This window comes from Pseudomonas sp. TE21435, assembly GCF_056279265.1.
In genome coordinates this window covers 4,956,557-4,981,033 of the sequence record NZ_JBWBQZ010000001.1, presented here as the reverse complement: position 1 = coordinate 4,981,033, position 24,477 = coordinate 4,956,557, and the positions used below count along the sequence as shown (strand labels likewise).

Below are 24,477 nucleotides of genomic sequence, written 5' to 3'. Positions count from 1 at the left end.
AAATTGTGCTGCCTGTACAAGTCATTCGGAGACAGTGATGAACGCTCCCACGCCCAACGGCAAGCCACGCCTGGCCATCAGCGCCTGCCTGACCGGCCTCAACGTGCGCTACAACGCCGGCCACAAGGCCTCCAGCCTGTGTCTTGACCTGCTCGATAAGCACTTTGACTGGGCGCCGCTGTGCCCCGAAGTCGCCATTGGCCTGGGCACCCCGCGCGAACCTATCCGCCTGGTGGGGGACCCTGCACATCCAGCGGTCACCGGCACGCGCAACAGCACCACCGACCTCGCCGGCCCACTGCGCGCCTACGGTGAGCAGATGGCCGGCGAACTGGACGATATCTGCGGCTACATTTTCATGCAAAAGTCACCGTCCTGTGGCCTCGAACGGGTCAAGGTCTATCAGGAAGACGGCCGCCCGCCTCACCATGGCCGCGGTGTCTATGCCGCGGCTTTCTGCGCCCTGCGCCCGGACCTGCCGGTCGAGGAAGAAGGTCGCCTGCACGACCCGGTACTGCGAGAAAACTTCATCGCCCGTGTGTATGCCTACGCCGACTGGCAGCAGCAGCTGCGCCAGGGCATGAGCCGCGGCGCTCTGATTCGCTTCCATGCCCGCTACAAGTACCTGTTGATGGCCCACAACCCCCAGGCGTACCGGACCCTTGGCCGCCTGCTTGGCAACATGCGCCGGGACGACGACCCGTTGCAACTCGGCCCGCAATACTTCAGCCAGTTGATGCAGGCCCTGCGCCGATGCGCCAGCCGCGGCACCCACGGCAATGTGCTGCAGCACCTGAGCGGGTACCTGCGCAACGAACTGGGCCAAAGCGACAAGGCCGAGCTGCAGCAGGTCATCGGCCAGTACCAGAGAGGCGTAGTGCCGCTGGTGGTCCCACTGACCCTGCTCAAGCACCATTTGCGCTGCCATCCCGACCCTTACCTGTTGCAACAGGCCTACCTGCAACCCCACCCGGAAGACCTTGGACTACGCAATGCCATCTGACGAGTTGCTCCCTATCGGCGAGGTAGCACGGCTCACCGGCGTCAACCCGGTCACCTTGCGCGCCTGGGAGCGGCGCTACGGCCTGATCAAGCCTCAGCGCACACCCAAGGGCCATCGCCTCTATCCACAAGACCAGGTGCAACGGGTCCAGGCCGCGCTGCGCTGGCTGGAACGCGGCGCTGCAATCAGCCAGGTGCGCGAGTTGCTGGACAACACGCAGAGCACTCCGCCAACCCTCCAGGGAGAATGGGGCGAGCGTATCGAGCAACTGATCACGGCAATCGCTCGTCTTGCCCAGCGCCCGCTCGACCAGCTATTGAACCAGGTGATGGCCCTCTACCCCGCCGTGACCGTATGCGAGCGCCTGCTCCTCCCCCTGCTGGAGGCCCTCACCCTGCGCTGGCAAACCCATTTCGACGCCCGCCTGGAGCAAGTGTTCTTTCACACCTGGCTGCGCAGCAAGCTGGGCGCGCGGGTCTATCACGACGGCCACTCGCTCACCGGCCCCTGCGTGCTGCTCGCCCGTACGGACGATACAGCCTTCGACCCGGAGTTCTGGCTCTGCGCCTGGCTGCTGAGCAGCAATGGCCACCCTCTGGAGATTCTCGAGTGGTCGGTCGAGCCTCGTCAGCTGCGCCAAGCCGTGGAGCGCTTACAGCCACAAGCGCTGCTGCTGCACCTCGGACGCCGCCCCGACCTCGCCGCACTGGGCCGCATGCTGAAGGAGATCACCGTGAGGAAACTCCTGGGCGGCGGCCGGGTCACTCTCCATGAGGCCGAGCTACGCGCATTGTCGCTATCCGATCTGTACTTGTTCGATAGCCCGCAAGCTGCCTTGCGCGGCCTTCAACAACCCTGACCAACTTGGGCTCGTTTTCCATGCAATTGATATGGCTACGCAATGACCTGCGTGTGGACGATAACACCGCTCTCGCGGCCGCCTGCCATCGCGGCCCGACCGTGGCCCTGTGGGTCGCCAGCCCTGGCCAGTGGCTGGCCCATGACGACGCACCCTGCAAGGTCGACTTCTGGCTGCGCAACCTGCGGCTGCTGCGCCAGTCACTCGCGGCGCTGAATATTCCGCTGTTGATTCGCCAAGTCGATACCTGGGAAGACGTCCCGCAATGCGTGCTCGATGTCTGCCGCCAGCACAGCATCGAGGCCGTGCACTGGAACGAGGAATACGGCATCAACGAGACCCGGCGCGACGAAGCGACTCGGAACCTGCTGCAACACGCAGGAATTGGCGCTACCGCCCACCTCGACCAGTTGCTGTTCAGGCCCGGTAGCGTGCTGACCCGCGCAGGCCAGTATTTCCAGGTCTTCAGCCAGTTCAAACGGGTCTGCCTGGAACATCTGCACCGCAGCCTCCCCTCTCTCGTTCCACCTGTACGTCGTCAAGAGGCGCTGGGTATTCACAGCGACGCCATACCCGAGCGTATCGACGGCTTCGAGGCACCTTCCGACGCCCTGCGCCAGCACTGGCCCGCCGGTGAGGATGAAGCACGGCAGCGGTTGCAGCGCTTTGTCGACGAAACCGTCGAGGATTACGCGCAACTGCGCGACTTGCCCGCCAAGGCCGGTACCAGCCAGCTTTCGCCTTACCTGGCTGCGGGAGTGGTCTCGCCACGTCAGTGCCTGCACGCGGCCCTTGGGAGCAACCGGGGTGAATTCGACAGTGGCAGCGTCGGTGTGCAGACCTGGGTCAACGAGCTGCTGTGGCGCGAGTTTTACAAACACACCCTGGTGGGTTATCCCCGGGTCTCGCGGCATCGCGCCTTCCGCCCACACACCGAGGCGCTGCCTTGGCGTGATGCACCTGGCGACCTGCAGGCCTGGAAGGAAGGCCGCACCGGCTTCCCTATCATCGATGCCGCCATGCGTCAGTTGCTGGACACCGGCTGGATGCATAACCGGCTGCGCATGATCGTCGCCATGTTCCTCAGCAAGAACCTGCTGATCGACTGGCGATATGGCGAGAGGCATTTCATGCGCCACCTGATAGACGGCGATCTGGCCGCCAACAACGGCGGCTGGCAGTGGAGCGCCTCTACAGGCACTGACGCAGTGCCCTATTTCCGCATTTTCAATCCTGTTACCCAGTCGCAGCGCTTTGACCCGAAGGGCATGTTCATTCGTCGATGGCTGCCGGAATTGAAGGGCAGGGACGATAAATCGATTCACTACCCGGTGAAATCTGCCGATCTATTTGCTACTAATAATTACTCGGGCCCGATAGTCGATCTCGATAGCAGTCGCCAACGCGCATTGGAAGCCTTCAAAAGCTTGTCCAGCTGGCAGGATCAGGGGGCATAGAGCATGACACGTCGCTTCTGGATTACGGGCGCCAGCCACGGACTTGGCCTGGCCTTGGTGGAGCAGTTGCTCGCGCGCGGGCACGAGGTTGCCGCCAGTGGCAGGGATAGCCAGGAACTCGACAACCTGGGCCAACGCTACGGTGGGCACTTGGTGCGCCTTGGGGACCACTTGCCGGACGCCGCCCTGCGCCTCCCGAGCCGCTGGAGCGCGCTGGATTGCCTGATCATCAATGCCGGAACCTGCGATTACCTGCCCGTCGATGTGACGGATGCGCAACTGTTCGAACAGATCGTCAGCAGCAACCTGCGCGCCACCGAACAGAGCCTGGTCGGCGCATTGCCGCATCTGGCCAAAGGTGACCAACCCCAGGTCATGGCCGTTCTCAGCCGTTACTCGGCATTGCAGTTGTACGAGCCGAACCAGCCAGCCAGTGGCAGCAACAGCCTGCCACAGTGGCTTCGTCTGCAGCGTCCCGCCCTGAAGGCGCTGGGTATAGACCTGACCGTGGTGGCGCCACAATCGCTGAAAACCCCGGTGACCTCGGCACAGGTCATTCCGGAGCCCTGGACGGCGCAAAGTGCTGCCCAGGAGTTGCTGGCACGCCTGGGTCAGCGTCAACCCGAACTGGTGCTTGAGGTTCTCGAGCCAGGCGAGTTGTGGCCGCTACCGAAGCACAGCTGATACATGCAGGTGCGGGCTTGCCCGCTCCTGCATGGGTCAGCTCAAGGCAGGAAGCGCTGCACGCTGCCAGGCTGATGCCATAACAACGGCAAGACCTTCTGCAGGCGCTCCGGCTCTCCACTGCTCCAGAATGCAGTCGCCTGCGCCGGGCCCTCGCCGAGGAGCCCGCGCGCCTCCAGCAGCCTTTGCAGTTGGCGCGCCACGGCAGCCCCGGTGTCGATGATCGCCACCTCAGCAGGCACCATTTCGGCCAGCATCGGCCGCAGGAAGGGATAGTGGGTGCAGCCCAGGATCAAAGTGTCACAGCCGGCCGCCAGTAACGGCTTCACATAGCCTGACAGCAATTGGCGCAGCTGCTCACTGAACAGGTCGCCCGCCTCGATACGCTCGACCAGCCCGGGGCAAGGCTGGGTGACCACCCGCACATCATTGGCGAAACGGTCGAGCAAGGCGGCGAACTTGGCGCTCTGCAGGGTACCGGTGGTCGCCAGCACACCGACCACGCCGGAACGGGTCGCCGCCGCCGCCGGCTTGACTGCTGGCTCCATGCCCACCAGCGGCCAGTCCGGGTACAGCTCGCGCAGGTCAGCCACCGCAGCCACGGTGGCGGTGTTGCACGCCAACACCATGGCCTTGGCGCCCTGCTCGTGGAAAAACCCGGCGATGTGCCGCAGGCGCTGGCGAATGTAGTCCGGCGATTTCTCGCCATACGGCACATGGCCGCTGTCGGCCACGTACAACAAGGACTCGCTGGGCAGCAGGCGCTGGATTTCGGCCAGCACCGACAAGCCGCCGACGCCGGAGTCCATCACGCCCACCGGCGCCGTGCGCTCAGCCATGGCGCGTGGCACACACGGCGCAGGCCGGATCGCGCTTGACCCGCAGCTCGCGCATGCGGGTACTCAAGGCGTCGATCAGCAACAGGCGCCCCACCAGTGGCTCGCCAAAACCGGCCAGCAGCTTCAGGGCCTCCAGTGCCTGCAGGCTACCGACCAGCCCCACCAACGGGCCGATCACCCCGGCCTCGCTGCAAGTCAGTTCGGCTTCGCTGCCATGGCCATACAGGCAGTGGTAGCAGGGGCTGGTGTAGCGCCGTGTGTCGAATACCGACAACTGGCCCTCGAGGCGGATCGCCGCGCCGCTGACCAGCGGTTTGCCAGCGGCGACGCAGGCGGCGTTGACCGCCTCGCGAGTGCTGAAGTTGTCGGAGCAATCCAACACCACATCGACTGCCGCCACCGCGGCGGCCAGCGAATCCTCGTCCAGCGCCTGGCGATGGGCAATCAGGCTGACTTGCGGGTTGATCGCCTGCAGACGCCTGATAGCCGAGTCGACCTTGCTCATGCCGACGCTGTCGCTGTCGTGGATCACCTGGCGCTGCAGGTTGGTCAGGTCGACGGTGTCGAAATCGGCCAGGTGTAGCTCACCGACACCCGCCGCGGCGAGGTACAGTGCCACCGGCGAACCCAGCCCGCCCAGGCCGATGACCAAGGCCTTGCCGTGTTTCAGGCGCAACTGGCCGTCGATATCCACCTGCGATAACAAGATCTGCCGGCTGTAGCGCAACAGCTCCTGGTCGCTCAGCATGGCAGGCGCCCCAGGCTGATGCGCTCATGGCCACCCAGGTCAACGCGGCTGACCACCTCGGTGAAGCCGCCGATCACCAGCAATTCACGAACCGCGGCGGATTGATCGTAGCCATGTTCGAGCAGCAGCCAGCCACCAGGCAACAGATGCCCTGGCGCCTGGGCGACGATCACGCGCAGATCGTCCAGCCCGTCTTCACCGGCCACCAGTGCGCTGCTGGGTTCGAAACGCACGTCACCGGCCACCAGGTGCGGGTCGGCGGCGCGGATGTAGGGCGGGTTGCTGAGGATCAAGTCGAAACGCTCACCGGCGAGGGCGTCGAACCAGTGGCTGGCACGCACCTGGACATTGCCCAGGCCCAGGCGCTGGCGGTTGCGCTCAGCCAGGGCCACGGCCTCGTCGATACGGTCCACCGCCGTCACCTGCCAACCAGGACACTCGCTGGCCAGGGCCAGAGCGATGGCCCCGGTGCCGGTGCCCAGGTCGAGCACCCGGGCGGGCTTGGGCGCAACCAGCTCCAGGGCGGTCTCCACCAGCAGCTCGGTGTCCGGGCGCGGGATCAGTGTGTGCGGCGCCACTTCCAGGTCCAGCTTCCAAAACCCTTGCTGGCCGAGGATATAGGCCACCGGTTCACCGGCGCGACGGCGCTCGAGGTAGCCGGCGAAGGCGGCTGCCGCCTCGCTGCTGACGATGCGCTCGGGCCAGGTGTGTAGGTAGCTGCGCGATTTGCCCAGGGCCGCGGCCAGGAGCAGCTCGGCGTCCAGCCGTTCGGTTGGCGAGTCGGGCAGCTGCGCGTTGCGCAACAAGCTGGCGATGATGGTCATCTCAGTCCCCCAGGGCAGCCAGCTGATCGGCCTGGTATTCGGCCAGCAACGGTTCGATCACCGCGTCCACGCCACCGGCGAGAACATCGTCGAGCGAGTACAAGGTGAGGTTGATACGGTGGTCGGTGACCCGGCCCTGCGGGTAATTGTAGGTGCGGATGCGCTCGGAGCGGTCGCCCGAGCCGACCAGCAGCTTGCGCTCGCTGGCAATGGCGTTCTGCGCGGCGCTCGTCTGCATGTCGTTGAGCTTGGCCGACAACCAGGACATGGCGCGGGCACGGTTCTTGTGCTGCGAACGTTCTTCCTGGCACTCGACCACGATGCCAGTGGGCAAGTGGGTGATGCGGATCGCCGAATCGGTCTTGTTGACATGCTGGCCACCGGCACCGGATGCGCGGTAGGTGTCCACGCGCAGGTCGGCCGGGTTGATCTCGATCGCCACCTGCTCATCGGGCTCGGGCAAAACCGCCACGGTGCAGGCGGAGGTATGGATACGGCCTTGCGACTCGGTTTCCGGCACACGCTGCACGCGATGCGCACCGGACTCGAACTTCAGCTTGCCGTAGACGCTGTCCCCTTCGACCCGGGCAATGATCTCCTTGTAGCCACCGTGCTCGCCTTCGTTCTCGGAGAGGATCTCCAGGCGCCAGCCGCGCTTCTCGGCATAGCGCGAGTACATGCGGAACAGGTCGCCGGAGAAGATTGCCGCCTCGTCGCCACCGGTGCCGGCACGGATTTCCAGGAACACGTTGCGCCCATCGTTAGGGTCCTTCGGCAGCAGCATGCGCTGCAGCGTCGACTCAAGGCCCACCAGTTGCTCCTTCGCCTCGCGCACCTCCTCGACCGCCATCTCGCGCAGGTCAGGGTCGGCGTCCTTGAGCAACGCCTGGGCACCTTCGAGGTCGTCCTGGACCTTGCGCCACTCTTTATAGGCCCCGATGACCGGTTCCACTTCGGCATATTCGCGGGAATAGGCGCGAAAGCGCGTCTGGTCGGAAATGACTTCGGCATCACCGAGCAACGCGGTGAGTTCCTCGAAGCGGTCCTGGAGCGTGTCCAGTTTGTTCAGCAGCGACGCTTTCATTGCGGGGATTTTTCCGTCGAGCCCTCGTCGAGGGCGAAGAGTTCCTGGGCCATGGCCAGCGCATCGACGCGGCCTTCGGCGGAGAGCTTTTTCAGTTGCACGCTGGGAGCATGCAACAGCTTGTTGGTCAGGCCCCGGGCCAGCTGCATGAGCACGTCCTCGGGGTTGCCGCCATTGGCCAGCAGGCGCTGGGCCTTCTGCAGTTCCTCGTCGCGCAGGCGCTCGCTCTGCTGGCGGTAGGCCTTGAGCACGTCCACCGCCGCCAGCTCGCGCAGGCGCACCATGAAGTCGTCCGCGCCCGCCGATACCAGTTCCTCGGCGGCCTGGGCCGCGCCCTGGCGGCTCTTGAGGTTTTCCGCGACCACTTCATGCAAGTCGTCGACGGTATAGAGGTAGACGTCGTCCAGCTCGCCGACCTGCGGTTCGATGTCTCGCGGCACGGCGATGTCGACCATGAAGATCGGCTTGTGCCGGCGCTGTTTCAGCGCACTCTCCACCGCGCCCTTGCCCAGGATCGGCAACTGGCTGGCGGTGGAACTGATGACGATGTCACTGTTGGCCAGCTCCTGCGGGATGTCCGCCAGCAGCACCGCATGGGCACCGAACTGCTCGGCGAGGATACTGGCGCGCTCCAGGGTACGGTTGGCCACGACGATACGCCGCACGCCCTGCTCGTGCAGGTGGCGGGCGACCAGGGTGATGGTCTCGCCGGCGCCGATCAGCAGCGCCTGGCTGCGGCCCAGGTCGGAGAAGATCTGTTTGGCCAGGCTGACCGCGGCAAATGCCACCGACACCGGGTTCTCGCCAATGGCGGTGTCGGTGCGCACCTGCTTGGCGGCACTGAAGGTGGCCTGGAACAGGCGCCCGAGCAGCGGCCCGACGGTGCCCGCCTCGCGCGCCACGGCGTAGGCCGACTTCATCTGGCCGAGGATCTGCGGCTCGCCGAGCACCAGCGAATCGAGGCCGGAGGCCACCCGCATCATGTGCCGGACCGCGTCGTGCTCCTCGTGGACATAGGCGCTGGCGCGCAGCTCGTCGAGGCTCAGCTGGTGATAGTCGGCCAGCCATTGCAGCACAGCATCGGCGGCAAGGTGGTCCTGTTCTATATAGAGTTCGCTACGGTTGCAGGTCGACAGGATCGCCGCTTCGCGGCTGGCGGTCAGTCGGCACAGCTGCTGCAGGGCATCGACCAGCTGCTCGGGCGTAAACGCCACGCGCTCGCGTACGTCTACCGAGGCAGTCTTATGGTTGATACCAAGGGCAAGAAAGGCCATGCAAGATCGCTGGTTGGGACGTGAAGCCGATAATTGTCCTACTTCGCAGGTTTTAGAACAACCACCGTTCGCTATTGTGCTAATGCGGCATGCCTATCACCCAGCACCGCCACCCATCCCTGCCGTTGCCGTTGCCGTTGCCGTTGCCGTTGCCGTTGCCGTTGCCGTTGCCGTTGCCGTTGCCGATCGAGAGTTTATCCCATAGTCCACTAGCGACAGCTGCGTCAGCCCAGGCGCCGCCCGTAACTTCGCGACTTCAGGAGGCCGAACGCAGGTCTTGCGGAGGGAGGTGACGGGCATGGATGCCCGTCAAGCGCTGCGCCCCAGGATGGGGCGTTCAGCGCGGTCCTCCTGGGAGCAAGGCCGGAGTGAGGGAACCCGGAGCGAAGCGGAGGGCCGGATGAATGGAGCGCCACGGCTTTGCTTACTTTGGCCACGACCAAAGTAAGCCGCCGTAAGGGCGGAAAGGTGACTATGCGTCGCCATCGTAAATGAATGCGCTTGCACCTGTAGAAACCCGCGCCGACCGATTTTGACTTTGACTTTGACTTTGACTTTGACTTTGACTTTGACTTTGACTTTGACTTTCAGAGCGTGGGCTTTGAAAGCTATACGCTCATTCATTGGCGATGGCGACGCATAGTCACCTTTCCGCCCTTATGGCGGGTCCCTTTTTGAAGGATCAAAAAGGAACCAAAAAATCCTCGCTCCATTCATCCGGCCCCTACGCTTCGCTCCGGGGGCCCCTCACTCCGGCCTTGCTCCCGGGAGGACCGCGCTGAACGCCCCATCCTGGGGCGCAGCGCTTGACGGGCATCCATGCCCGTCACCTCCCTCCGCAAGACCTGCGTTCGGCCTCCTGAAGTCGCAGTTGGCGTTGCCTGAACTACCGTGCGCTTAGAAGCAAAAGCAAAAGCAACGGCAAGGGCAAGGGCAAGGGCAAGGGCAAGGGCAAGATGCCGCAAGGCCGTTTGCGAACCACCACCGCCATACATTGTCCCTATACTCCGAAGCGCCGCTTCACACCACGACCTTCGCAGGTGGGTTTGCCATCGCGCTTGTGTCATCATGCTCCGACCGCCGGTTTAGCCTCTTTATAAGCCCCTATGAACAAATCCTACGCATTGCTGCTTGCCCTCGCCCTGCTTCAAGGCTGCCAGAGCCTGGCCCCGAAGACGGACGTCCAGACGCCCGCCCCCGTAGCCGGCAAGAGCGCGGAAAAGCCCGTGGTGTACGGATCGTTCAAGCAGGACACGCTGTACAGCCTGCTGGTGGCTGAGCTGGCCGGCCAGCGCAACCGCTTCGACATCGCCCTGGCCAACTACGTCGACCAGGCCGAGAAGACCCAGGACCCGGCTGTCTCCGAACGCGCCTACCGCATCGCCGAGTACCTGGGCGCCGACGAACCGGCCCTGGACACCGCGCTGATCTGGGCCCGCAACGACCCGCAGAACCTCGACGCCCAGCGCGCCGCCGCCATCCAGCTGGCCCGCGCCGGGCGTTACGACGACTCCATGACCTACATGGAGAAGGTGTTGCAAGGCCAGGGCGATACCCATTTCGACTTCCTCGCCCTGTCGGCCGCCGAGACCGACCAGCATACCCGCGACGGCTTGATGCAAAGCTTTGACCGCCTGCTGGTGAAATACCCCGAGAACAGCCAGCTGGTGTTTGGCAAGGCCTTGCTGCTGAACCAGGATGACAAGCCGCAACAGGCCCTCGACCTGCTCGAGGCCCACCCGCCACAGAATGGCGAGATCGCCCCGGTGCTGCTGCGCGCCCGCCTGCTGCAGGCCCTGGACCGCGGCCCGGAGGCCCTGCCGCTGCTGCGCGGCGCAATCCGCGACAGCCCCGAAGACAAGCGCCTGCGCCTGACCTACGCGCGCACCCTGGTCGAGCAGGACCGCATCGACGACGCCAAGGTCGAGTTTGAGAGCCTGCTCCAGCAATACCCGGAAGACGACGAGATCCGCTACTCGCTGGCCCTGGTATGCCTGGAGACCAAGCACTGGGACGAGGCCGAAGGCTACCTGCAGGAACTGGTCGAGCGTGACGCCAATGTCGATGCCGCCCACCTCAACCTCGGCCGCATCCGCGAAGAACGCAGCCAGCCGGCAGCCGCCCTGCGCGAGTACGCCCTGGTCGGCCCCGGCCCGGACTACCTGCCGGCGCAACTGCGCCAGGCCGATATCCTGATTGCCAACGGTCGCAGCGCCGAGGCCTCGAAACTGCTCGCCGAGGCCCGCGAGGCGCAGCCGGACTACGCTATCCAGCTGTACCTGATCGAGGCCGAAAGCCTGGGCAACAACGGCAAGGAAACCCAGGCCGGCCAGGTACTGGAGCAGGCGATAAAACGCTACCCGGACGACCTCAACCTGCTCTACACCCGGGCCATGCTCGCCGAAAAACGCAACGATCTGGCGCAGATGGAAAAAGACCTGCGCGCCATCATTGCCCGCGAACCGGAAAACGCCATGGCCCTCAACGCCCTGGGCTACACCCTGGCCGACCGCACCACCCGCTACGGCGAAGCCAAGGCGCTGATCGAAAAAGCCCACCAGCTCACTCCCGACGACCCGGCCGTGCTCGACAGCCTGGGCTGGATCGCCTATCGCACGGGCAACCTCGAGGAAGCCGAGCGCCAACTGCGCCTGGCCTTCGAACGCTTTCCCGACCATGAAGTCGCCGCCCACCTGGGCGAAGTCCTCTGGGCCAACGGCAAACGCCGCGAAGCCCGCCAAGTCTGGGCCAAGGGCTTCGAAGCCCAGGCCGACAGCCCCATCCTGCGCAAGACACTGTTGCGCCTGACCGGATCCGAGAGCCTGTAAACCATGTTCCTGCGTCATTGCATCACCTTCACCCTCATCGCCCTGCTCGCCGGCTGCGCCGGTTTCGGCAGCAAGGAAGCCGTGCAGGGCCAGGGCAACCCGCAGCTGTGGCGCGAGCACAAGCAGCAGCTGGGCAATCTCGACGGCTGGCAGATCAACGGCAAGGTCGGCATCCGCGCCCCGCGTGATTCGGGCAGCGGCACGCTGTTCTGGCTGCAGCGCCAGGACTACTACGACATCCGCCTGGCCGGGCCCCTGGGCCGCGGCGCGGCACGCCTGACCGGGCGCCCCGGCGGCGTGGTGCTGGAAGTCGCCAACCAAGGTCGCTACGAGGCGGCTAACCCCGAGGCGCTGCTGGAAGAACAACTGGGCTGGCGCCTGCCGGTGTCGCACCTGGTCTGGTGGGTGCGCGGCCTGCCCGCCCCGGACAGCAAGAGCCAGCTGACCCTCGACGGCGACAGCCGCCTGGCCAGCCTCGCCCAGGACGGCTGGAAGGTCGAATACCTGAGCTATGTGGAGCAGAACGGCTACTGGCTGCCCGAGCGCCTGAAGCTGCACGGCGAGAACATCGACGTGACCCTGGTAGTCAAGGACTGGCAGCCACGCCAGCTGGGGCACTGATTCGATGCAAAAGCTGACACTGCCGGCCCCGGCCAAGCTCAACCTGTGGCTGCACATTACTGGGCGCCGCGCCGATGGCTATCACGAGCTGGAAACCGTGTTCCAGTTTCTCGAGCACGGCGACGAACTGAGCTTCGCCCTGCGCGACGACGGCCAGATCCGCCTGCAGACTGAAATTGACGGCGTGCCCCACGACAGCAACCTGATCGTCCGCGCGGCGCGGATGCTACAGGCACAGTCCGGCACTCCGCTCGGCGCCGATATCTGGCTGCGCAAGGTGCTGCCCATGGGCGGCGGCATCGGTGGCGGCAGCTCCGACGCGGCGACTACCCTGCTGGGACTCGCGCACCTGTGGCACCTGGACTGGAACGAAGATCGCCTGGCGGCCCTGGGCCTTTCGCTCGGCGCCGATGTGCCGGTGTTCGTCCGCGGACATGCTGCCTTCGCACAGGGTGTCGGCGAGCAACTGACCCCGGTCGACCCCGCCGAACCCTGGTATGTCGTGCTGGTGCCGCAAGTGTCTGTCAGCACAGCGGAAATTTTTTCGCATCCAGAGTTGACACGTGATTCCCTCCCCCTTAAGATGCGCCCCGTTCCCGAGGGAAACAGTCGAAATGACTGCCAACCGGTAGTAGAGCAACGGTATCCTGAAGTTCGCAATGCGCTGATTTCACTGGGTAAATTCACTGAAGCTCGAATGACCGGCACTGGAAGTTGTGTGTTTGGGGCCTTCCCAAGCAAAGCCGAAGCTGATAGAGTTCTGGCCCTTCTTTCAGAGACCCAAACAGGGTTTGTGGCGAAAGGAAGCAATATTTCGATGTTGCATCGCAAGCTGCAAAGTCTGATCAAGAAGTCGAGTTCATAAGAATTCGCAGCAACAGATACAGGGGCGTCGCCAAGCGGTAAGGCAGCAGGTTTTGATCCTGCCATGCGTTGGTTCGAATCCAGCCGCCCCTGCCATTTCTTATACTCATCCAGGTTACCCTCAGCCTTCAGGTACTGCGCGTGTCCAAGATGATGGTCTTCACGGGGAATGCAAACCCCGATCTGGCTCGGCGTGTCGTACGTCAGCTGCATATTCCACTGGGTGATGTTTCTGTCGGTAAGTTCTCCGACGGCGAAATCAGTGCTGAAATCAACGAAAATGTCCGCGGTAAAGACGTCTTCATCATTCAGCCCACCTGTGCCCCTACCAACGACAATCTGATGGAACTGGTAGTGATGGCCGATGCCTTCCGCCGCTCCTCAGCGTCGCGAATCACTGCCGTGATTCCTTACTTCGGATACGCCCGCCAGGATCGCCGTCCGCGTTCGGCACGTGTAGCCATCAGCGCCAAAGTCGTCGCTGACATGCTCACTGTCGTGGGTATCGACCGTGTACTCACCGTCGACCTTCACGCTGACCAGATCCAGGGTTTCTTCGATATCCCCGTCGACAACATCTACGGCTCGCCCGTACTGGTCGACGACATCGAAGACCAGCGTTTCGAGAACCTGATGATCGTCTCCCCGGACATCGGTGGTGTGGTGCGTGCTCGCGCCGTCGCCAAGTCCCTGGGCGTCGATCTCGGGATCATCGACAAGCGCCGCGAAAAGGCTAACCACTCCGAGGTTATGCACATCATCGGCGACGTCGAAGGACGCACCTGCATCCTGGTAGACGACATGGTCGACACCGCCGGCACCCTGTGCCACGCGGCCAAGGCCCTGAAAGAACACGGCGCTGCCAAGGTTTACGCCTACTGCACGCACCCTGTCCTGTCGGGCCGCGCGATCGAGAACATCGAGAAGTCGGTACTGGACGAGCTGGTGGTGACCAACACCGTTCCGCTGTCCGCCGCTGCTCAAGCCTGTGACCGTATCCGCCAGCTGGATATCGCACCGGTTGTCGCTGAAGCGGTACGCCGCATCAGCAACGAAGAATCGATCAGCGCGATGTTCCGCTAAGCGGAACACGTGTTGGTATGAAGCGCCCCGCCCCAGCATTCGTTGGGGCGGGGCTTTTTTGCCATCCCCGTTGGCGCTGGTCGCAAACGCCCTCGGGGGGCTATTTTGGAGAAGCAAAATGACTGATTTCATCCTGAACGCCCAAGCGCGTACTGACCTGGGGAAAGGTGCGAGCCGCCGCCTGCGTCACTCCGCCAACATCCCTGCCGTTGTCTACGGTGGCGATAAAGAAGCCCAATCCCTGACCATCGTGGCCAAGGAAATCGCCAAGCTGTTCGAAAACGAAGCTGCCTTCAGCCACGTTATCGAACTGAATGTCGACGGCGCCAAGCAGAACGTCGTGGTCAAGGCCATGCAGCGTCACCCGGCCAAAGGCTTCATCATGCACGCCGACTTCGTTCGCGTCGTTGCTGGCCAGAAGCTGACCGCCAAGGTCCCGGTTCACTTCGTCGGCGAAGAAGCCCCGATCAAGAAAGGCGGCGAGATCTCGCACGTTGTTTCCGAGATCGAAGTTTCCTGCGAAGCCAAAGACCTGCCTGAGTTCATCGAAGTCGACCTAGCCAACGCCGAAGTCGGCACCATCATCCACCTGTCGGACCTGAAAGCTCCGAAAGGCGTAGAGTTCGTTGCTCTGGCCCACGGTGATGACAAAGCTGTTGCCAACGTCCACGCCCCGCGCGTTGCTGCTGAAGCTGCTGAAGGCGCTGCCGAGTAATCCACTCGCACGCCGGCGTTGATCGGGTTACAGTGCCGCGCGCACCGTAACCCACCAACTCCAAGGAAGAGCCCCTGACGTGACCGCCATCCAGTTGATCGTCGGCCTGGGTAACCCCGGCCCCGAATACGAACAGACCCGGCATAACGCAGGGGCTCTTTTCGTTGAACGCCTCGCCAGCGCCCAGCGCGTCTCGCTGTCCGCTGACAAGAAGTATTTCGGCCTGACGGCTAAGTTCAGCCATCAAGGCAACGATGTTCGTTTGCTGATCCCCACCACCTACATGAACCGTAGCGGCCAGTCCGTGGCGGCTCTGGCCAATTTCTTCCGCATCAAGCCGGAAGCGATCCTGGTGGCGCACGACGAACTCGACCTGCCCCCCGGCGTCGCCAAGCTCAAGAGAGGCGGCGGCCATGGTGGGCACAACGGCCTGCGCGACATCATCGCGCAGCTCGGCAACCAGAACGACTTCCACCGCCTGCGGCTTGGCATCGGCCACCCGGGTGACGCCAAACTGGTCTCCAACTTCGTCCTGGGCCGCGCGCCGCGCGCCGAGCAGGAGAAGCTCGACGCCAGCATCGATTTTGCCCTCGGCGTGATGCCCGACGTGCTTGCCGGCGACTTCGCCAAGGCGATGCGCGAACTGCACAGCCAGAAGGCCTGACACTTTTAGATAGGGGAATACCCATGGGTTTCAATTGCGGCATCGTCGGCCTGCCCAACGTCGGCAAGTCCACCCTGTTCAACGCCCTGACCAAGTCCGGCATCGCGGCGGAGAACTTCCCCTTCTGCACCATCGAGCCGAACAGCGGCATCGTGCCGATGCCCGACGCACGCCTGGCCGCGCTGGCCGAGATCGTCAAGCCGAACCGCATCCTGCCGACCACCATGGAATTCGTCGACATCGCCGGCCTGGTCGCTGGCGCCTCGAAAGGTGAAGGCCTGGGCAACAAGTTCCTCGCCAACATCCGCGAGACCGACGCCATCGCCCACGTGGTGCGCTGCTTCGAAGACGAGAACGTGATCCACGTTTCCAACAGCGTCGACCCCAAGCGCGACATCGAGATCATCGACCTCGAACTGATCTTTGCCGACCTCGACAGCTGCGAGAAGCAACTGCAGAAGGTCGCCCGCAACGCCAAGGGCGGCGACAAGGATGCCCTGGCACAGAAGGCCATCCTGGAAAAACTGATCCCGCACTTCACCGAAGGCAAGCCGGCACGCAGCCTGATGAAGAACATGGCTGACGACGAGAAGGCCGTCATCCGCGGTTTCCACCTGCTGACCAGCAAGCCGGTGATGTACATCGCCAACGTTGCCGAAGATGGCTTCGACAACAACCCGCACCTGGACGTGGTCAAGGCCATCGCCGAGGAAGAAGGCGCGGTCGTGGTACCGGTGTGCAACAAGATCGAAGCCGAGATCGCCGAACTCGACGACGGTGAGGAGAAGGACATGTTCCTCGAGGCCCTGGGCCTGGAAGAGCCTGGCCTGAACCGCGTGATCCGCGCCGGCTACGAGCTGCTCAACCTGCAGACCTACTTCACTGCAGGCGTGCAGGAAGTGCGTGCCTGGACCGTGCGCGTGGGCGCCACCGCGCCGCAGGCGGCCGGCGTGATCCACACCGACTTCGAGAAAGGCTTCATCCGCGCCGAAGTGGTGGCCTATGACGACTTCATCCAGTTCAAGGGTGAGAGCGGCGCCAAGGAAGCCGGTAAATGGCGCCTTGAGGGCAAGGACTACATCGTCAAGGATGGCGACGTGATGCACTTCCGCTTCAACGTCTGAGTACCGCTCGGCGCCCTCCCATCGCGGGGCAAGCCCGTTCCCACGTAGTCTGCACTGGACGCGTGGGAGCGGGCTTGCCCCGCGATGCATTTGTGCAGGGAAAAAATGAGTGTCAACGCGACTGACTGCCAGCACCTGTAGGCCGACGTGCTTCACTCACTTCCTGCAACCGGCTACACTCCCCCTTGCTTGAACCGGGATAACCGAAGCACTGCCTCGAAACCCGATGGACCTGACCCTTGCCGGTCAACCGTCGGGACAAATGGGTCCGGACCTTGGCCGGCCTGTTTATCGGAGGCAACACAATGAGCCCGCGTATCTGGCTGCTGGCCCTGGCGACATTCGTCACGGGCATGGCAGAAAACATCACGGTCGGCATCCTGCCGGCCCTGGCCGATGGCCTGCAAGTCCCGCTCGGTATCGCCGGGCAGCTGACCACGGTGTTCTCCCTGAGCTTCGCCCTCGCCGCGCCCTTCTCTCCCCTGCTGACCACACGCCTGCCCTTGCGCCGCCTGCTGTGCGCCACCCTGGCGATCTTTGCCCTGTGCAACCTGGCAGCAGCCCTGGCGCCTGGCTATACCGCGTTGCTGGTGGCGCGCATAGGCATGGCCGCGACCAGCGCCCTGACCTGCCTGACTTGCACCCTGATGGCCACGCGCATGGTGCCCGAGGCCCTGCGTGGCCGCGCCATCGGGGTGATCTTCATGGGCATCTGCAGCTCGCTGGTGCTGGGGGTGCCGGCCGGAATGCTGCTGTGCGACGTGCTGGGCTGGCGTGGCGTCTTCACCGGGCTGAGCGTGCTGGCAATGGCAGTGCTGCTGATGGCCTGGCAAGGGTTGCCGCAGTTGCAGAGCAGCGAACGCATCGCCCTGCACAGCTATGTCCGCCATCTGCGCGACAGCCGCCTGATGGCAGCCCAGGGCGTGTCGTTGCTGATGATTGCCGGGCACTTCACGGTCTTTGCCTACCTGGCCCCCTATGCCCACCAGGTCGCCGCCATTCCACTGCAATGGCTGGCGGCAGTGTTCGCCGCCTTCGGCATCGCCGGTGTTTCGGGCGGCTATTTCGGCGGCTGGATGGCGGACCGGCTCGGCGCAGGCCGCTCCATCGCGCTGGCGCCGCTGCTCTATCTCGCCAGCTTGCTGGTACTGCCGTTGAGCGTGGGCACGCCATGGTTGTTCCTGGCGACCATGATGCTCTGGGGCGGGCTGAGCTGGACCACCTCACCGGTGGTGCAGAGCTACCTGGCGACCCGTGGCCCGGATACCTTCCCGGCCGGCATGAGCCTGAACATGTCGGCCATGCACCTGGGCGTCGGGCTGGGTTCGGCCATCGGCGGCGTGGTGATCACCGGGGCGACGCTGGCGGCCACCCCCTGGGCCGGCGCCGCGCTGACCGCCTTGGCGGCGGGCCTGGCGTTCTGGTCGGCCCGCCCTCCTGCCGAGCCAGGCTTCAGCGAGCGCGAACCGGCGTAGCGGCCTGCTGCTCCTGCTCGAAGGCGTCGGCCAGGTAGTCGATCAGCTTGCGCACCGCGGGCATCAACCCTCGCCGGGAGGGGAACAGCGCCACCACCTCCCCTTCCCGTGGCGCCCAGTCGTCGAGAACATGCACCAGCCGCCCGTCAGCCAGGTCGGCGCGCACCGCCTCCTCGGGCAGCAGCACCGCGCCCACACCGGCCAGGGCGGCCTCGCGCAGTACCGCGAGGTCGTCCGACACCACACGGGGGCGATGGCGCACGGCAGCCTCGGCGCCAGCAGGCCCGATCAGCATCCAGCTGGCGTCCTGCACATTGGCGCCCCAGTTCAGGCTCGGCAGAAGCTGGAGCCCTTCCGGCGACACGGGCCGCCCGTGTTCGGCCAGCAGGCCCGGCGCAGCTATCAGGCACTGACGGCTCGGGGCCAGGCGACGCATCACCAGCTCGCTGCTTTCCAGTGGCTGGTGCTGCACGCTCAGCACCAGGTCAAAGCCCTCGCCGATCACATCCACCCGGCGGTTGTAGCTCTTGACCAACAGCTCGACCACCGGGCATTGCGCCATGAAGCGCGCCAGCATCGGCGCCAGGCGCGAATCGAGCAGCGCGGTGCTGCTGGCCAGGCGCACGATGCCACGGGGCTCGGCGCGGTTGCGCTCGACGGCATCCTCGGCGGCGACGGCCTGCTCGAGCATGCCCAGGCAATGGCGGTAATACTCCAGGCCTACCTCGGTCACCTGGAACTGCCGCGTGGAGCGCTGGATCAGGCGCACGCCCAGGCGCTCCTCGAGCTTGGCAACACGCCGGCTGAGGCGTGACTTGGGCAGGCCAAGGATGCGCCCGGCGGGCGCGAAGCCGCCGTGCTCCACCACCTTGGCATAGAGATAAAGGTCGTTCAGGTCGAACATCGGCAACACTCGTCCACGGCTCACCGCTGCATCATCCGCCATTCTCCAGGGATCGTCACAGGGGCCGTGGGCGTCACCAGGCCCGGGCCCCGGCAACGGGGCCCGGGCTGGCGGTCACTTGGCCAGCTTGCTGTAGCTGGTCATCAGGTTGCGGTAGTCGGGAATGTGGTTGGAGAACAGCGTGCCCAGCCCTTCGATGTCGTTGCGCCAGTCACGGTGCAGCTCGCAGGCCACGCCGAACCAGGTCATCAGCTGGGCGCCGGCGGCTTCCATGCGGCGCCAGGCCGAGTCGCGGGTCAGTTCGTTGAAGGTGCCGGAAGCGTCGGTGACCACGAACACCTCGAAGCCCTCCTCCAGCGCCGACAGCGCCGGGAAGGCCACGCACACCTCGGTGACCACGCCGGCGATGATCAGTTGCTTCTTGCCGGTGGCCTTCACCGCCTTGACGAAGTCCTCGTTGTCCCAGGCGTTGATGTTGCCGGGGCGGGCGACGTAGGGCGCCTCGGGGAACTGCTCCTTGAGCTCGGGTACCAGCGGGCCGTTGGGGCCGGTCTCGAAGCTGGTGGTGAGGATGGTCGGCAACTTGAAGTACTTGGCCAGGTCGGCCAGCGCCAGCACGTTGTTCTTGAACCGGTCCGGGTCGATGTCGCGCACCAGCGACAGCAGCCCGGTCTGGTGATCGACCAGCAGTACCGCGGCGTTGTTCTTGTCCAGACGCTTGTATTGGAATGCCATGGTGGATCTCCTTGCTTGGATGGGAAACAGCCAGGTTCAGTTGCGTTGCGAGTCCAGTTGCTCATGGCCGGTGACGACGGCCTGGGCCTTGGCGTAGCTCTCGATCAACAGTTGATAGTGCGGGAACACCGCGCTGTAGGCCTCGGCCCACTGCGCGGCATCCGGGCGGTTCCAGGTGCGCTGCACCTCGGAGCAGACGGCGGCGGTGTCCATCGGCACCACGCCGGCCTGGACCACCCGCGCCAAGGTCACTTCCTGGGCCATCTTGGAGTAGGTGCCTGACGCGTCGATGACCGCGAACACCTGGTAGCCGGCGGCCACCGCGCTGATGCTGGGGAAGGCCATGCACACGCTGGTGATGGTGCCGGCGATGATCAGTTGCTTGCGCCCAGTGGCCTTCACCGCAGCGACGAACTCGGGGTTGTCCCAGGCGTTGATCTCACCTTTGCGGGCCACGTATTGCGCGTGTGGCGCAGCCTCGTGGATTTCCGGGATCAACGGGCCGTTGGGACCCTGGGGTACCGAGGCGGTGGTGATGACCGGGATCTTCGCCAGACTGGCGACCTTGGCCAGGGTGATGGCGTTGGCCCGCAGTTCGGTCATGGGCATGTCCTTGACCGTCTGGAACAGGCCACTCTGGTGGTCGATCAGCAGCATCGTGGCGTTGTCGGGGTCGATGCGTGGCACTTGGCCTTCGAAGTTGGCGGCTTGCGAGAAATTGCTCATCGTTCTCTCCTCTTGGTGTGAGAACAGGCCATCCTGGCCGCTGCGGTCGGACCGCGCCCCACACATCCACAGTGGGGACTATGAGAGTAGGCAACGCAGGCTGAACGAAGCGACCGTCAGTCGGCGGGCCGTGGCAAATGCCCGTGCGGCCTGTGGCCAGGCGGGCGGCAGGGCTAACGGTAGAGAGGCGAGATGCGACCCGGTAGGCCCATGGGTGAACCCTCAGAGTTGCGCTGGGAGAACGATGATGAAATGCCAGCGCGCAATCACCGATCCGATGGATCGGCAATTTTCAGCAGCGCTTGGTCGATAACTTGGTCGGTTACTTGGTCGGTCAGCCCATTGGTTCACGATTTCCTGAACTGATTATTTGTCCACAGCGATTTTTCCCCCCGCCTGCCCCCACCAGAATCGCTTCACCAACAATCACAATAAACCGTGAGGCCACTCCCGTGGACCAGACACTCCAGGTACGGCAGGCCGCCGCCGACCTCGTCGCCGCCTTCGCCAGCAACGACACCGCCCGCTACTTCGCCTGCTTCAGCGAAGACGCCACCTTCCTCTTCCACACCTTGCCGCAACCGCTGCTGTCGCGCCGTGCCTATGAAGATCTCTGGGCCAGCTGGCAGGCGGACGGTTTCGCCGTGCTCGGCTGCGAGTCGAGCAATGCCCAGGTGAGCCTGCAGGGCGACGTGGCGATCTTCATGCACGACGTGGCCACGCGCCTGCGCGTCGCCGGCGAGACCCTCGACCTGAACGAGCGCGAGACCATCGTCTTGCGTCTGCACGGCGACCGCTGGTTGGCCTGTCACGAGCACCTGTCGGTCGTCTCGCCGGCCTGATCCCCTTTCAAGCGGCCCTGCCGCACTGCCATCGCACCCACAACAAGGCCGCCCGACGGCCGACAACATTCGCGCTGGAGCATCACCATGAGTCACTCGACCGGTATCGAGACCAATGGCGTCGAACAGATCCCCGACGATCAACGCGACGCCGCCCCGCTGGACCTGTTCCGCCTGATCTTCGGCGGTGCCAATACCTTCGCCACCGCCGTGCTGGGCAGCTTCCCGGTGCTGTTCGGGCTGTCGTTCCAGGCCGGGGCCTGGGCGATCCTGCTCGGCGTCGGCGTGGGCGCGCTGATCCTCGCGCCGATGGGCCTGTTCGGCGCGCTCAACGGCACCAACAACGCGGTATCGTCCGGTGCGCACTTCGGTGTGCACGGGCGTATCGTCGGCTCGTTCCTGTCACTGCTGACCGCCGTCGCGTTCTTCTCGCTATCGGTATGGAGCTCCGGCGATGCCCTGGTCGGCGGCGCCAAGCGCCTGGTCGGCCTGCCGGAAACCGACCTGACCCTCGGCCTGGCCTATGGCCTGTTCGCGATACTGGTGCTGGTGGTGTGCATCTTTGGTTTTCGCTTCATGCTGTGGGTCAACAAGATTGCGGTGTGGGCCTCGAGCCTGCTGTTCCTGCTGGGCATCTTCGCTTTCGCCGGGCCCTTCGATGCGGGCTACGCCGGCAGCGTCAACCTCGGCCAGGCCGGCTTCTGGGCGGCGTTCGTCGGCGCGGCGATCCTGGCCATGAGCAACCCGGTGTCGTTCGGCGCCTTCCTCGGCGACTGGTCGCGCTACATCCCGCGGCAAACGCCCAAGTCGCGCATCATGCTGGCGGTGATCCTCGCCCAGGCCGCCACGCTGATCCCGTTCCTGTTCGGCCTGTGCACCGCCACCCTGGTGGCCAGCCAGGCACCGGACTACATCGCCGCCAACAACTACGTCGGCGGCCTGCTGGCGATCTCGCCGGGCTGGTTCTTCCTGCCGGTGTGCCTGATCGCGGTGATCGGCGGCATGTCCACCGGCACCACGGCGCTGTACGGCACCGGCCTGGACATGTCCAGCGTGTTCCCGCGCCTGCTCAGCCGCGCCGCCGCTACCCTGTTGATCGGCGTGCTGGCCATCGGCTTCATCTTCGTCGGCCGTTTCACCTTCAACCTTGTGCAGAGCGTGTCGACCTTCGCCGTGCTGATCATCACCTGCACCAGCCCGTGGATGGTGATCATGATCCTCGGCCTGATCACCCGCCGCGGCTTCTACCATGCCGACGACCTGCAAGTGTTCACCCGTGGCCAGCAAGGCGGTCACTACTGGTTCGACCACGGCTGGAACTGGCGCGGCATGGGCGCGTGGATCCCCAGCGCGGTGGTTGGCCTGTGCTTCGTCAACCTGCCTGGGCAGTTCGTCGGCCCGCTGGGCGAGCTCGCCGGCGGCATCGACCTGAGCCTGCCGGTGACCCTCGGCATCGCCGCCGTGCTGTACCTGATCCTGCTCAACCTGTTCCCTGAACCTGCTGGCGTGTATGGCCCCCTGGGCCCGCGCTGGGTGCGTTGCAAAAGCACGCCGGTAACGCCCGTGACCACTGCCGAAATGGCCTGACTGGAATCCGACCATGACCACTCCTCACTACATCGACGGCCGCTGGGTCGAAGGCCAGGGCAGCGACTGTATCGTTGTCCACAACCCGTCCGACGGCCAGGCGTTCGCCGAACTGATGGCCGCCAGCAGCGCCCAGGTCGACCAAGCCGTTGCCGCCGCGCGCCGGGCCCTGGCGGCCTGGAAGACGGTCAGCGCCACCGAGCGTGCCAACTACCTGCGCGGCTTCGCCGAACAGCTGGGCCAGCGCCGCGACGAATTGATCGCCCTGCAGATGCGCAACAACGGCAAGCCGCGCCACGAGGCCGAGATCGATCTCGACGACGCCATCGCCACCTTCGCCTACTACGCCGACCTGGCCGAGCAGTTACCGGCGAAGAACCGCGACGTACCCCTGGCCGCGCCGGGCTTCACCGCCCGCACCCGCCTGGAGCCGGTGGGCGTGGTCGGCCTGATCGTGCCGTGGAACTTCCCGCTGGTGACCAGCGCCTGGAAGCTCGCCCCGGCCCTCGCGGCCGGCTGCACCGTGGTGCTCAAGCCCTCCGAAATCACCCCGCTGATCGAGCAGGCCTACGGCCAGATCGCCGAGGTGCTTGGCCTGCCGGCCGGCGTGCTGAACATCGTGGGCGGCAAGGCCGAGACCGGCGCTGCGCTGAGCGGCCACAACGGCCTGGACAAGCTGTCATTCACCGGCAGCAACGGCGTCGGCAGCCAGGTGATGCGCGCCGCCGCGGCCCAGTGCCGGCCGGTAACGCTGGAGCTGGGCGGCAAGTCGGCCATCGTGGTGTTCGACGATTGCGATGTCGACCAGGCGGTGGAGTGGATCGTCGCCGGCATCACCTGGAACGCCGGGCAGATGTGCTCGGCCACTTCGCGCCTGCTGGTGCAGGACGGCATCGCCGATGCCCTGCTGCCGCGCTTGCAGGCGGCGCTGGCGGCGTTGCGCGTGGGCAACCCGCTCACTGAAGAAGTGGACATGGGGCCGCTGACCAGCCAGGCGCAGTGGCTCAAGGTCGCCGGCTATTTCGCCACAGCCCGCGAAGAAGGCCTGAAGTGCCTGACCGGCGGCACCGCACTGGACCGCGACGGCTGGTTCGTCAGCCCGACGTTGTATGTGGATGTACCGGTAAGCAGTCGCCTGTGGGGCGAAGAAATCTTCGGCCCGGTGCTGTGCGCGCGGCGCTTCGGCAGCGAGGCCGAGGCCATCGCCCAAGCCAACGACAGCCGCTTCGGGTTGGTCGCCACCGTGTGCTCCGCCGACCTGGAGCGCGCCGAGCGCGTGGCCGATGCGCTGGAGGTGGGGCATGTATGGATCAACTCTGTGCAGGCGGTGTTTGTCGAAACTTCGTGGGGCGGCACCAAGGGCAGCGGGATCGGGCGTGAGCTCGGGCCTTGGGGGCTTTCGGGGTATCAGTCGGTGAAGCATGTGACGCGGTGCTTGGGGTGACTTTTAGGCGTCCCATTTAAGGGAATGGGTAGGCTGGCAGGTGTTCTGCGAGTTTTTCAGCGCCAATCGGCGAACACCTGCCCACCTTCACGC

The 24,477-nt window shown here is 64.9% G+C and carries 23 protein-coding genes and 1 tRNA gene; 16 read left to right on the top strand and 8 right to left on the bottom strand.

Annotation, left to right across the window (positions count from 1 at the left end; translation table 11 throughout):
- Positions 1–37: 37 nt before the first annotated feature.
- The 4 genes from ACZ9C1_RS22530 to ACZ9C1_RS22515 are packed head-to-tail and all read left to right on the top strand — an operon-like array spanning position 38 to position 4,003.
- Positions 38–1,003 carry a YbgA family protein gene (locus tag ACZ9C1_RS22530; RefSeq protein WP_277502890.1) on the top strand — a complete coding sequence of 322 codons (966 nt, stop codon included), beginning with the start codon at positions 38–40 and terminating at the stop codon, positions 1,001–1,003.
- The gene (locus tag ACZ9C1_RS22525) at positions 993–1,862 is read left to right on the top strand and encodes a MerR family transcriptional regulator (protein ID WP_277502888.1); all 870 of its coding nucleotides are present in this window, start codon (positions 993–995) and stop codon (positions 1,860–1,862) included. The genes ACZ9C1_RS22530 and ACZ9C1_RS22525 overlap by 11 nt, the downstream gene beginning before the upstream one ends.
- A gap of 20 nt (positions 1,863–1,882) precedes the next feature.
- On the top strand, positions 1,883–3,319 hold the full coding sequence (phrB, locus tag ACZ9C1_RS22520; RefSeq protein ID WP_476254400.1) for a deoxyribodipyrimidine photo-lyase: 1,437 nt from the start codon (positions 1,883–1,885) through the stop codon (positions 3,317–3,319).
- 3 nt (positions 3,320–3,322) lie between these two features.
- Positions 3,323–4,003: an SDR family NAD(P)-dependent oxidoreductase gene (locus ACZ9C1_RS22515; RefSeq protein WP_198755709.1), complete on the top strand. Its 681-nt coding sequence runs from the start codon at positions 3,323–3,325 to the stop codon at positions 4,001–4,003.
- A 41-nt stretch (positions 4,004–4,044) separates the two neighbouring features.
- On the opposite strand, the gene murI is transcribed toward ACZ9C1_RS22515, so the two are convergent.
- Genes murI through hemA form a run of 5 tightly spaced genes read right to left on the bottom strand, consistent with a single transcriptional unit; the run spans position 4,045 to position 8,772 of the window.
- The gene (gene murI / locus ACZ9C1_RS22510; RefSeq protein ID WP_139668598.1) at positions 4,045–4,842 is read right to left on the bottom strand and encodes a glutamate racemase; all 798 of its coding nucleotides are present in this window, start codon (positions 4,840–4,842) and stop codon (positions 4,045–4,047) included.
- Positions 4,835–5,590, bottom strand: a complete 756-nt coding sequence (locus ACZ9C1_RS22505) for a molybdopterin-synthase adenylyltransferase MoeB (RefSeq protein WP_476254399.1) — start codon at positions 5,588–5,590, stop codon at positions 4,835–4,837. Before ACZ9C1_RS22505 ends, murI begins: the two co-directional genes overlap by 8 nt.
- Positions 5,584–6,414 (bottom strand): peptide chain release factor N(5)-glutamine methyltransferase, encoded by an 831-nt coding sequence (gene prmC, locus ACZ9C1_RS22500; protein ID WP_139668595.1) that lies wholly within the window; start codon positions 6,412–6,414, stop codon positions 5,584–5,586. Before prmC ends, ACZ9C1_RS22505 begins: the two co-directional genes overlap by 7 nt.
- A 1-nt stretch (position 6,415) precedes the next feature.
- The gene (gene prfA / locus ACZ9C1_RS22495) at positions 6,416–7,498 is read right to left on the bottom strand and encodes a peptide chain release factor 1 (protein ID WP_110703042.1); all 1,083 of its coding nucleotides are present in this window, start codon (positions 7,496–7,498) and stop codon (positions 6,416–6,418) included.
- Positions 7,495–8,772: a glutamyl-tRNA reductase gene (hemA, locus tag ACZ9C1_RS22490; protein ID WP_476254398.1), complete on the bottom strand. Its 1,278-nt coding sequence runs from the start codon at positions 8,770–8,772 to the stop codon at positions 7,495–7,497. The genes prfA and hemA overlap by 4 nt, the downstream gene beginning before the upstream one ends.
- Before the next feature lie 1,106 nt (positions 8,773–9,878).
- On the opposite strand from hemA, the gene ACZ9C1_RS22485 reads away from it, so the two are divergent.
- The 9 genes from ACZ9C1_RS22485 to ACZ9C1_RS22445 all read left to right on the top strand — a co-directional run bounded on the left by ACZ9C1_RS22485 (position 9,879) and on the right by ACZ9C1_RS22445 (position 18,146).
- Positions 9,879–11,600, top strand: a complete 1,722-nt coding sequence (locus ACZ9C1_RS22485) for a tetratricopeptide repeat protein (RefSeq protein ID WP_476254397.1) — start codon at positions 9,879–9,881, stop codon at positions 11,598–11,600.
- 3 nt (positions 11,601–11,603) lie between these two features.
- Positions 11,604–12,221: a lipoprotein insertase outer membrane protein LolB gene (gene lolB, locus ACZ9C1_RS22480; RefSeq protein WP_102683836.1), complete on the top strand. Its 618-nt coding sequence runs from the start codon at positions 11,604–11,606 to the stop codon at positions 12,219–12,221.
- A gap of 4 nt (positions 12,222–12,225) precedes the next feature.
- A complete protein-coding gene (ispE, locus tag ACZ9C1_RS22475; protein ID WP_434728857.1) occupies positions 12,226–13,086 on the top strand; it encodes a 4-(cytidine 5'-diphospho)-2-C-methyl-D-erythritol kinase in 861 nt (286 codons plus the stop codon).
- A 20-nt stretch (positions 13,087–13,106) separates the two neighbouring features.
- Positions 13,107–13,181: transfer RNA gene (locus tag ACZ9C1_RS22470), tRNA-Gln, on the top strand.
- Positions 13,182–13,226: 45 nt separating this feature from the next.
- Complete coding sequence (locus ACZ9C1_RS22465) at positions 13,227–14,168, top strand: ribose-phosphate pyrophosphokinase (protein ID WP_016391678.1); 942 nt, start codon at positions 13,227–13,229, stop codon at positions 14,166–14,168.
- A 118-nt stretch (positions 14,169–14,286) separates the two neighbouring features.
- Positions 14,287–14,883, top strand: coding sequence for a 50S ribosomal protein L25/general stress protein Ctc (locus ACZ9C1_RS22460; protein ID WP_046857141.1), 597 nt, complete (start codon positions 14,287–14,289; stop codon positions 14,881–14,883).
- 79 nt (positions 14,884–14,962) lie between these two features.
- Positions 14,963–15,547 carry an aminoacyl-tRNA hydrolase gene (pth, locus tag ACZ9C1_RS22455; protein WP_023629555.1) on the top strand — a complete coding sequence of 195 codons (585 nt, stop codon included), beginning with the start codon at positions 14,963–14,965 and terminating at the stop codon, positions 15,545–15,547.
- 23 nt (positions 15,548–15,570) lie between these two features.
- Positions 15,571–16,671 carry a redox-regulated ATPase YchF gene (ychF, locus tag ACZ9C1_RS22450; protein ID WP_023629554.1) on the top strand — a complete coding sequence of 367 codons (1,101 nt, stop codon included), beginning with the start codon at positions 15,571–15,573 and terminating at the stop codon, positions 16,669–16,671.
- 305 nt (positions 16,672–16,976) lie between these two features.
- Positions 16,977–18,146 (top strand): MFS transporter, encoded by a 1,170-nt coding sequence (locus ACZ9C1_RS22445; RefSeq protein ID WP_457378653.1) that lies wholly within the window; start codon positions 16,977–16,979, stop codon positions 18,144–18,146.
- Here ACZ9C1_RS22445 and ACZ9C1_RS22440 read toward each other — a convergent pair.
- From ACZ9C1_RS22440 to ACZ9C1_RS22430, 3 genes are all read right to left on the bottom strand, one after another.
- Positions 18,124–19,050, bottom strand: coding sequence for a LysR substrate-binding domain-containing protein (locus ACZ9C1_RS22440; RefSeq protein ID WP_457378654.1), 927 nt, complete (start codon positions 19,048–19,050; stop codon positions 18,124–18,126). The genes ACZ9C1_RS22445 and ACZ9C1_RS22440 overlap by 23 nt on opposite strands.
- A gap of 114 nt (positions 19,051–19,164) precedes the next feature.
- The gene (ycaC, locus tag ACZ9C1_RS22435) at positions 19,165–19,785 is read right to left on the bottom strand and encodes an isochorismate family cysteine hydrolase YcaC (RefSeq protein WP_023632674.1); all 621 of its coding nucleotides are present in this window, start codon (positions 19,783–19,785) and stop codon (positions 19,165–19,167) included.
- A gap of 36 nt (positions 19,786–19,821) precedes the next feature.
- Positions 19,822–20,511, bottom strand: a complete 690-nt coding sequence (locus tag ACZ9C1_RS22430; protein ID WP_102683840.1) for a hydrolase — start codon at positions 20,509–20,511, stop codon at positions 19,822–19,824.
- A 452-nt stretch (positions 20,512–20,963) separates the two neighbouring features.
- Between ACZ9C1_RS22430 and ACZ9C1_RS22425 the strand changes: the two genes are divergently transcribed.
- The 3 genes from ACZ9C1_RS22425 (at position 20,964) to ACZ9C1_RS22415 (ending at position 24,384) form a co-directional block, all read left to right on the top strand.
- Positions 20,964–21,353 carry a YybH family protein gene (locus ACZ9C1_RS22425; protein ID WP_102683841.1) on the top strand — a complete coding sequence of 130 codons (390 nt, stop codon included), beginning with the start codon at positions 20,964–20,966 and terminating at the stop codon, positions 21,351–21,353.
- Positions 21,354–21,440: 87 nt separating this feature from the next.
- Positions 21,441–22,940, top strand: a complete 1,500-nt coding sequence (locus ACZ9C1_RS22420) for a purine-cytosine permease family protein (RefSeq protein ID WP_277502869.1) — start codon at positions 21,441–21,443, stop codon at positions 22,938–22,940.
- Between the two features lie 13 nt (positions 22,941–22,953).
- Positions 22,954–24,384, top strand: coding sequence for an aldehyde dehydrogenase family protein (locus ACZ9C1_RS22415; RefSeq protein ID WP_277502868.1), 1,431 nt, complete (start codon positions 22,954–22,956; stop codon positions 24,382–24,384).
- Positions 24,385–24,477: the final 93 nt, after the last annotated feature.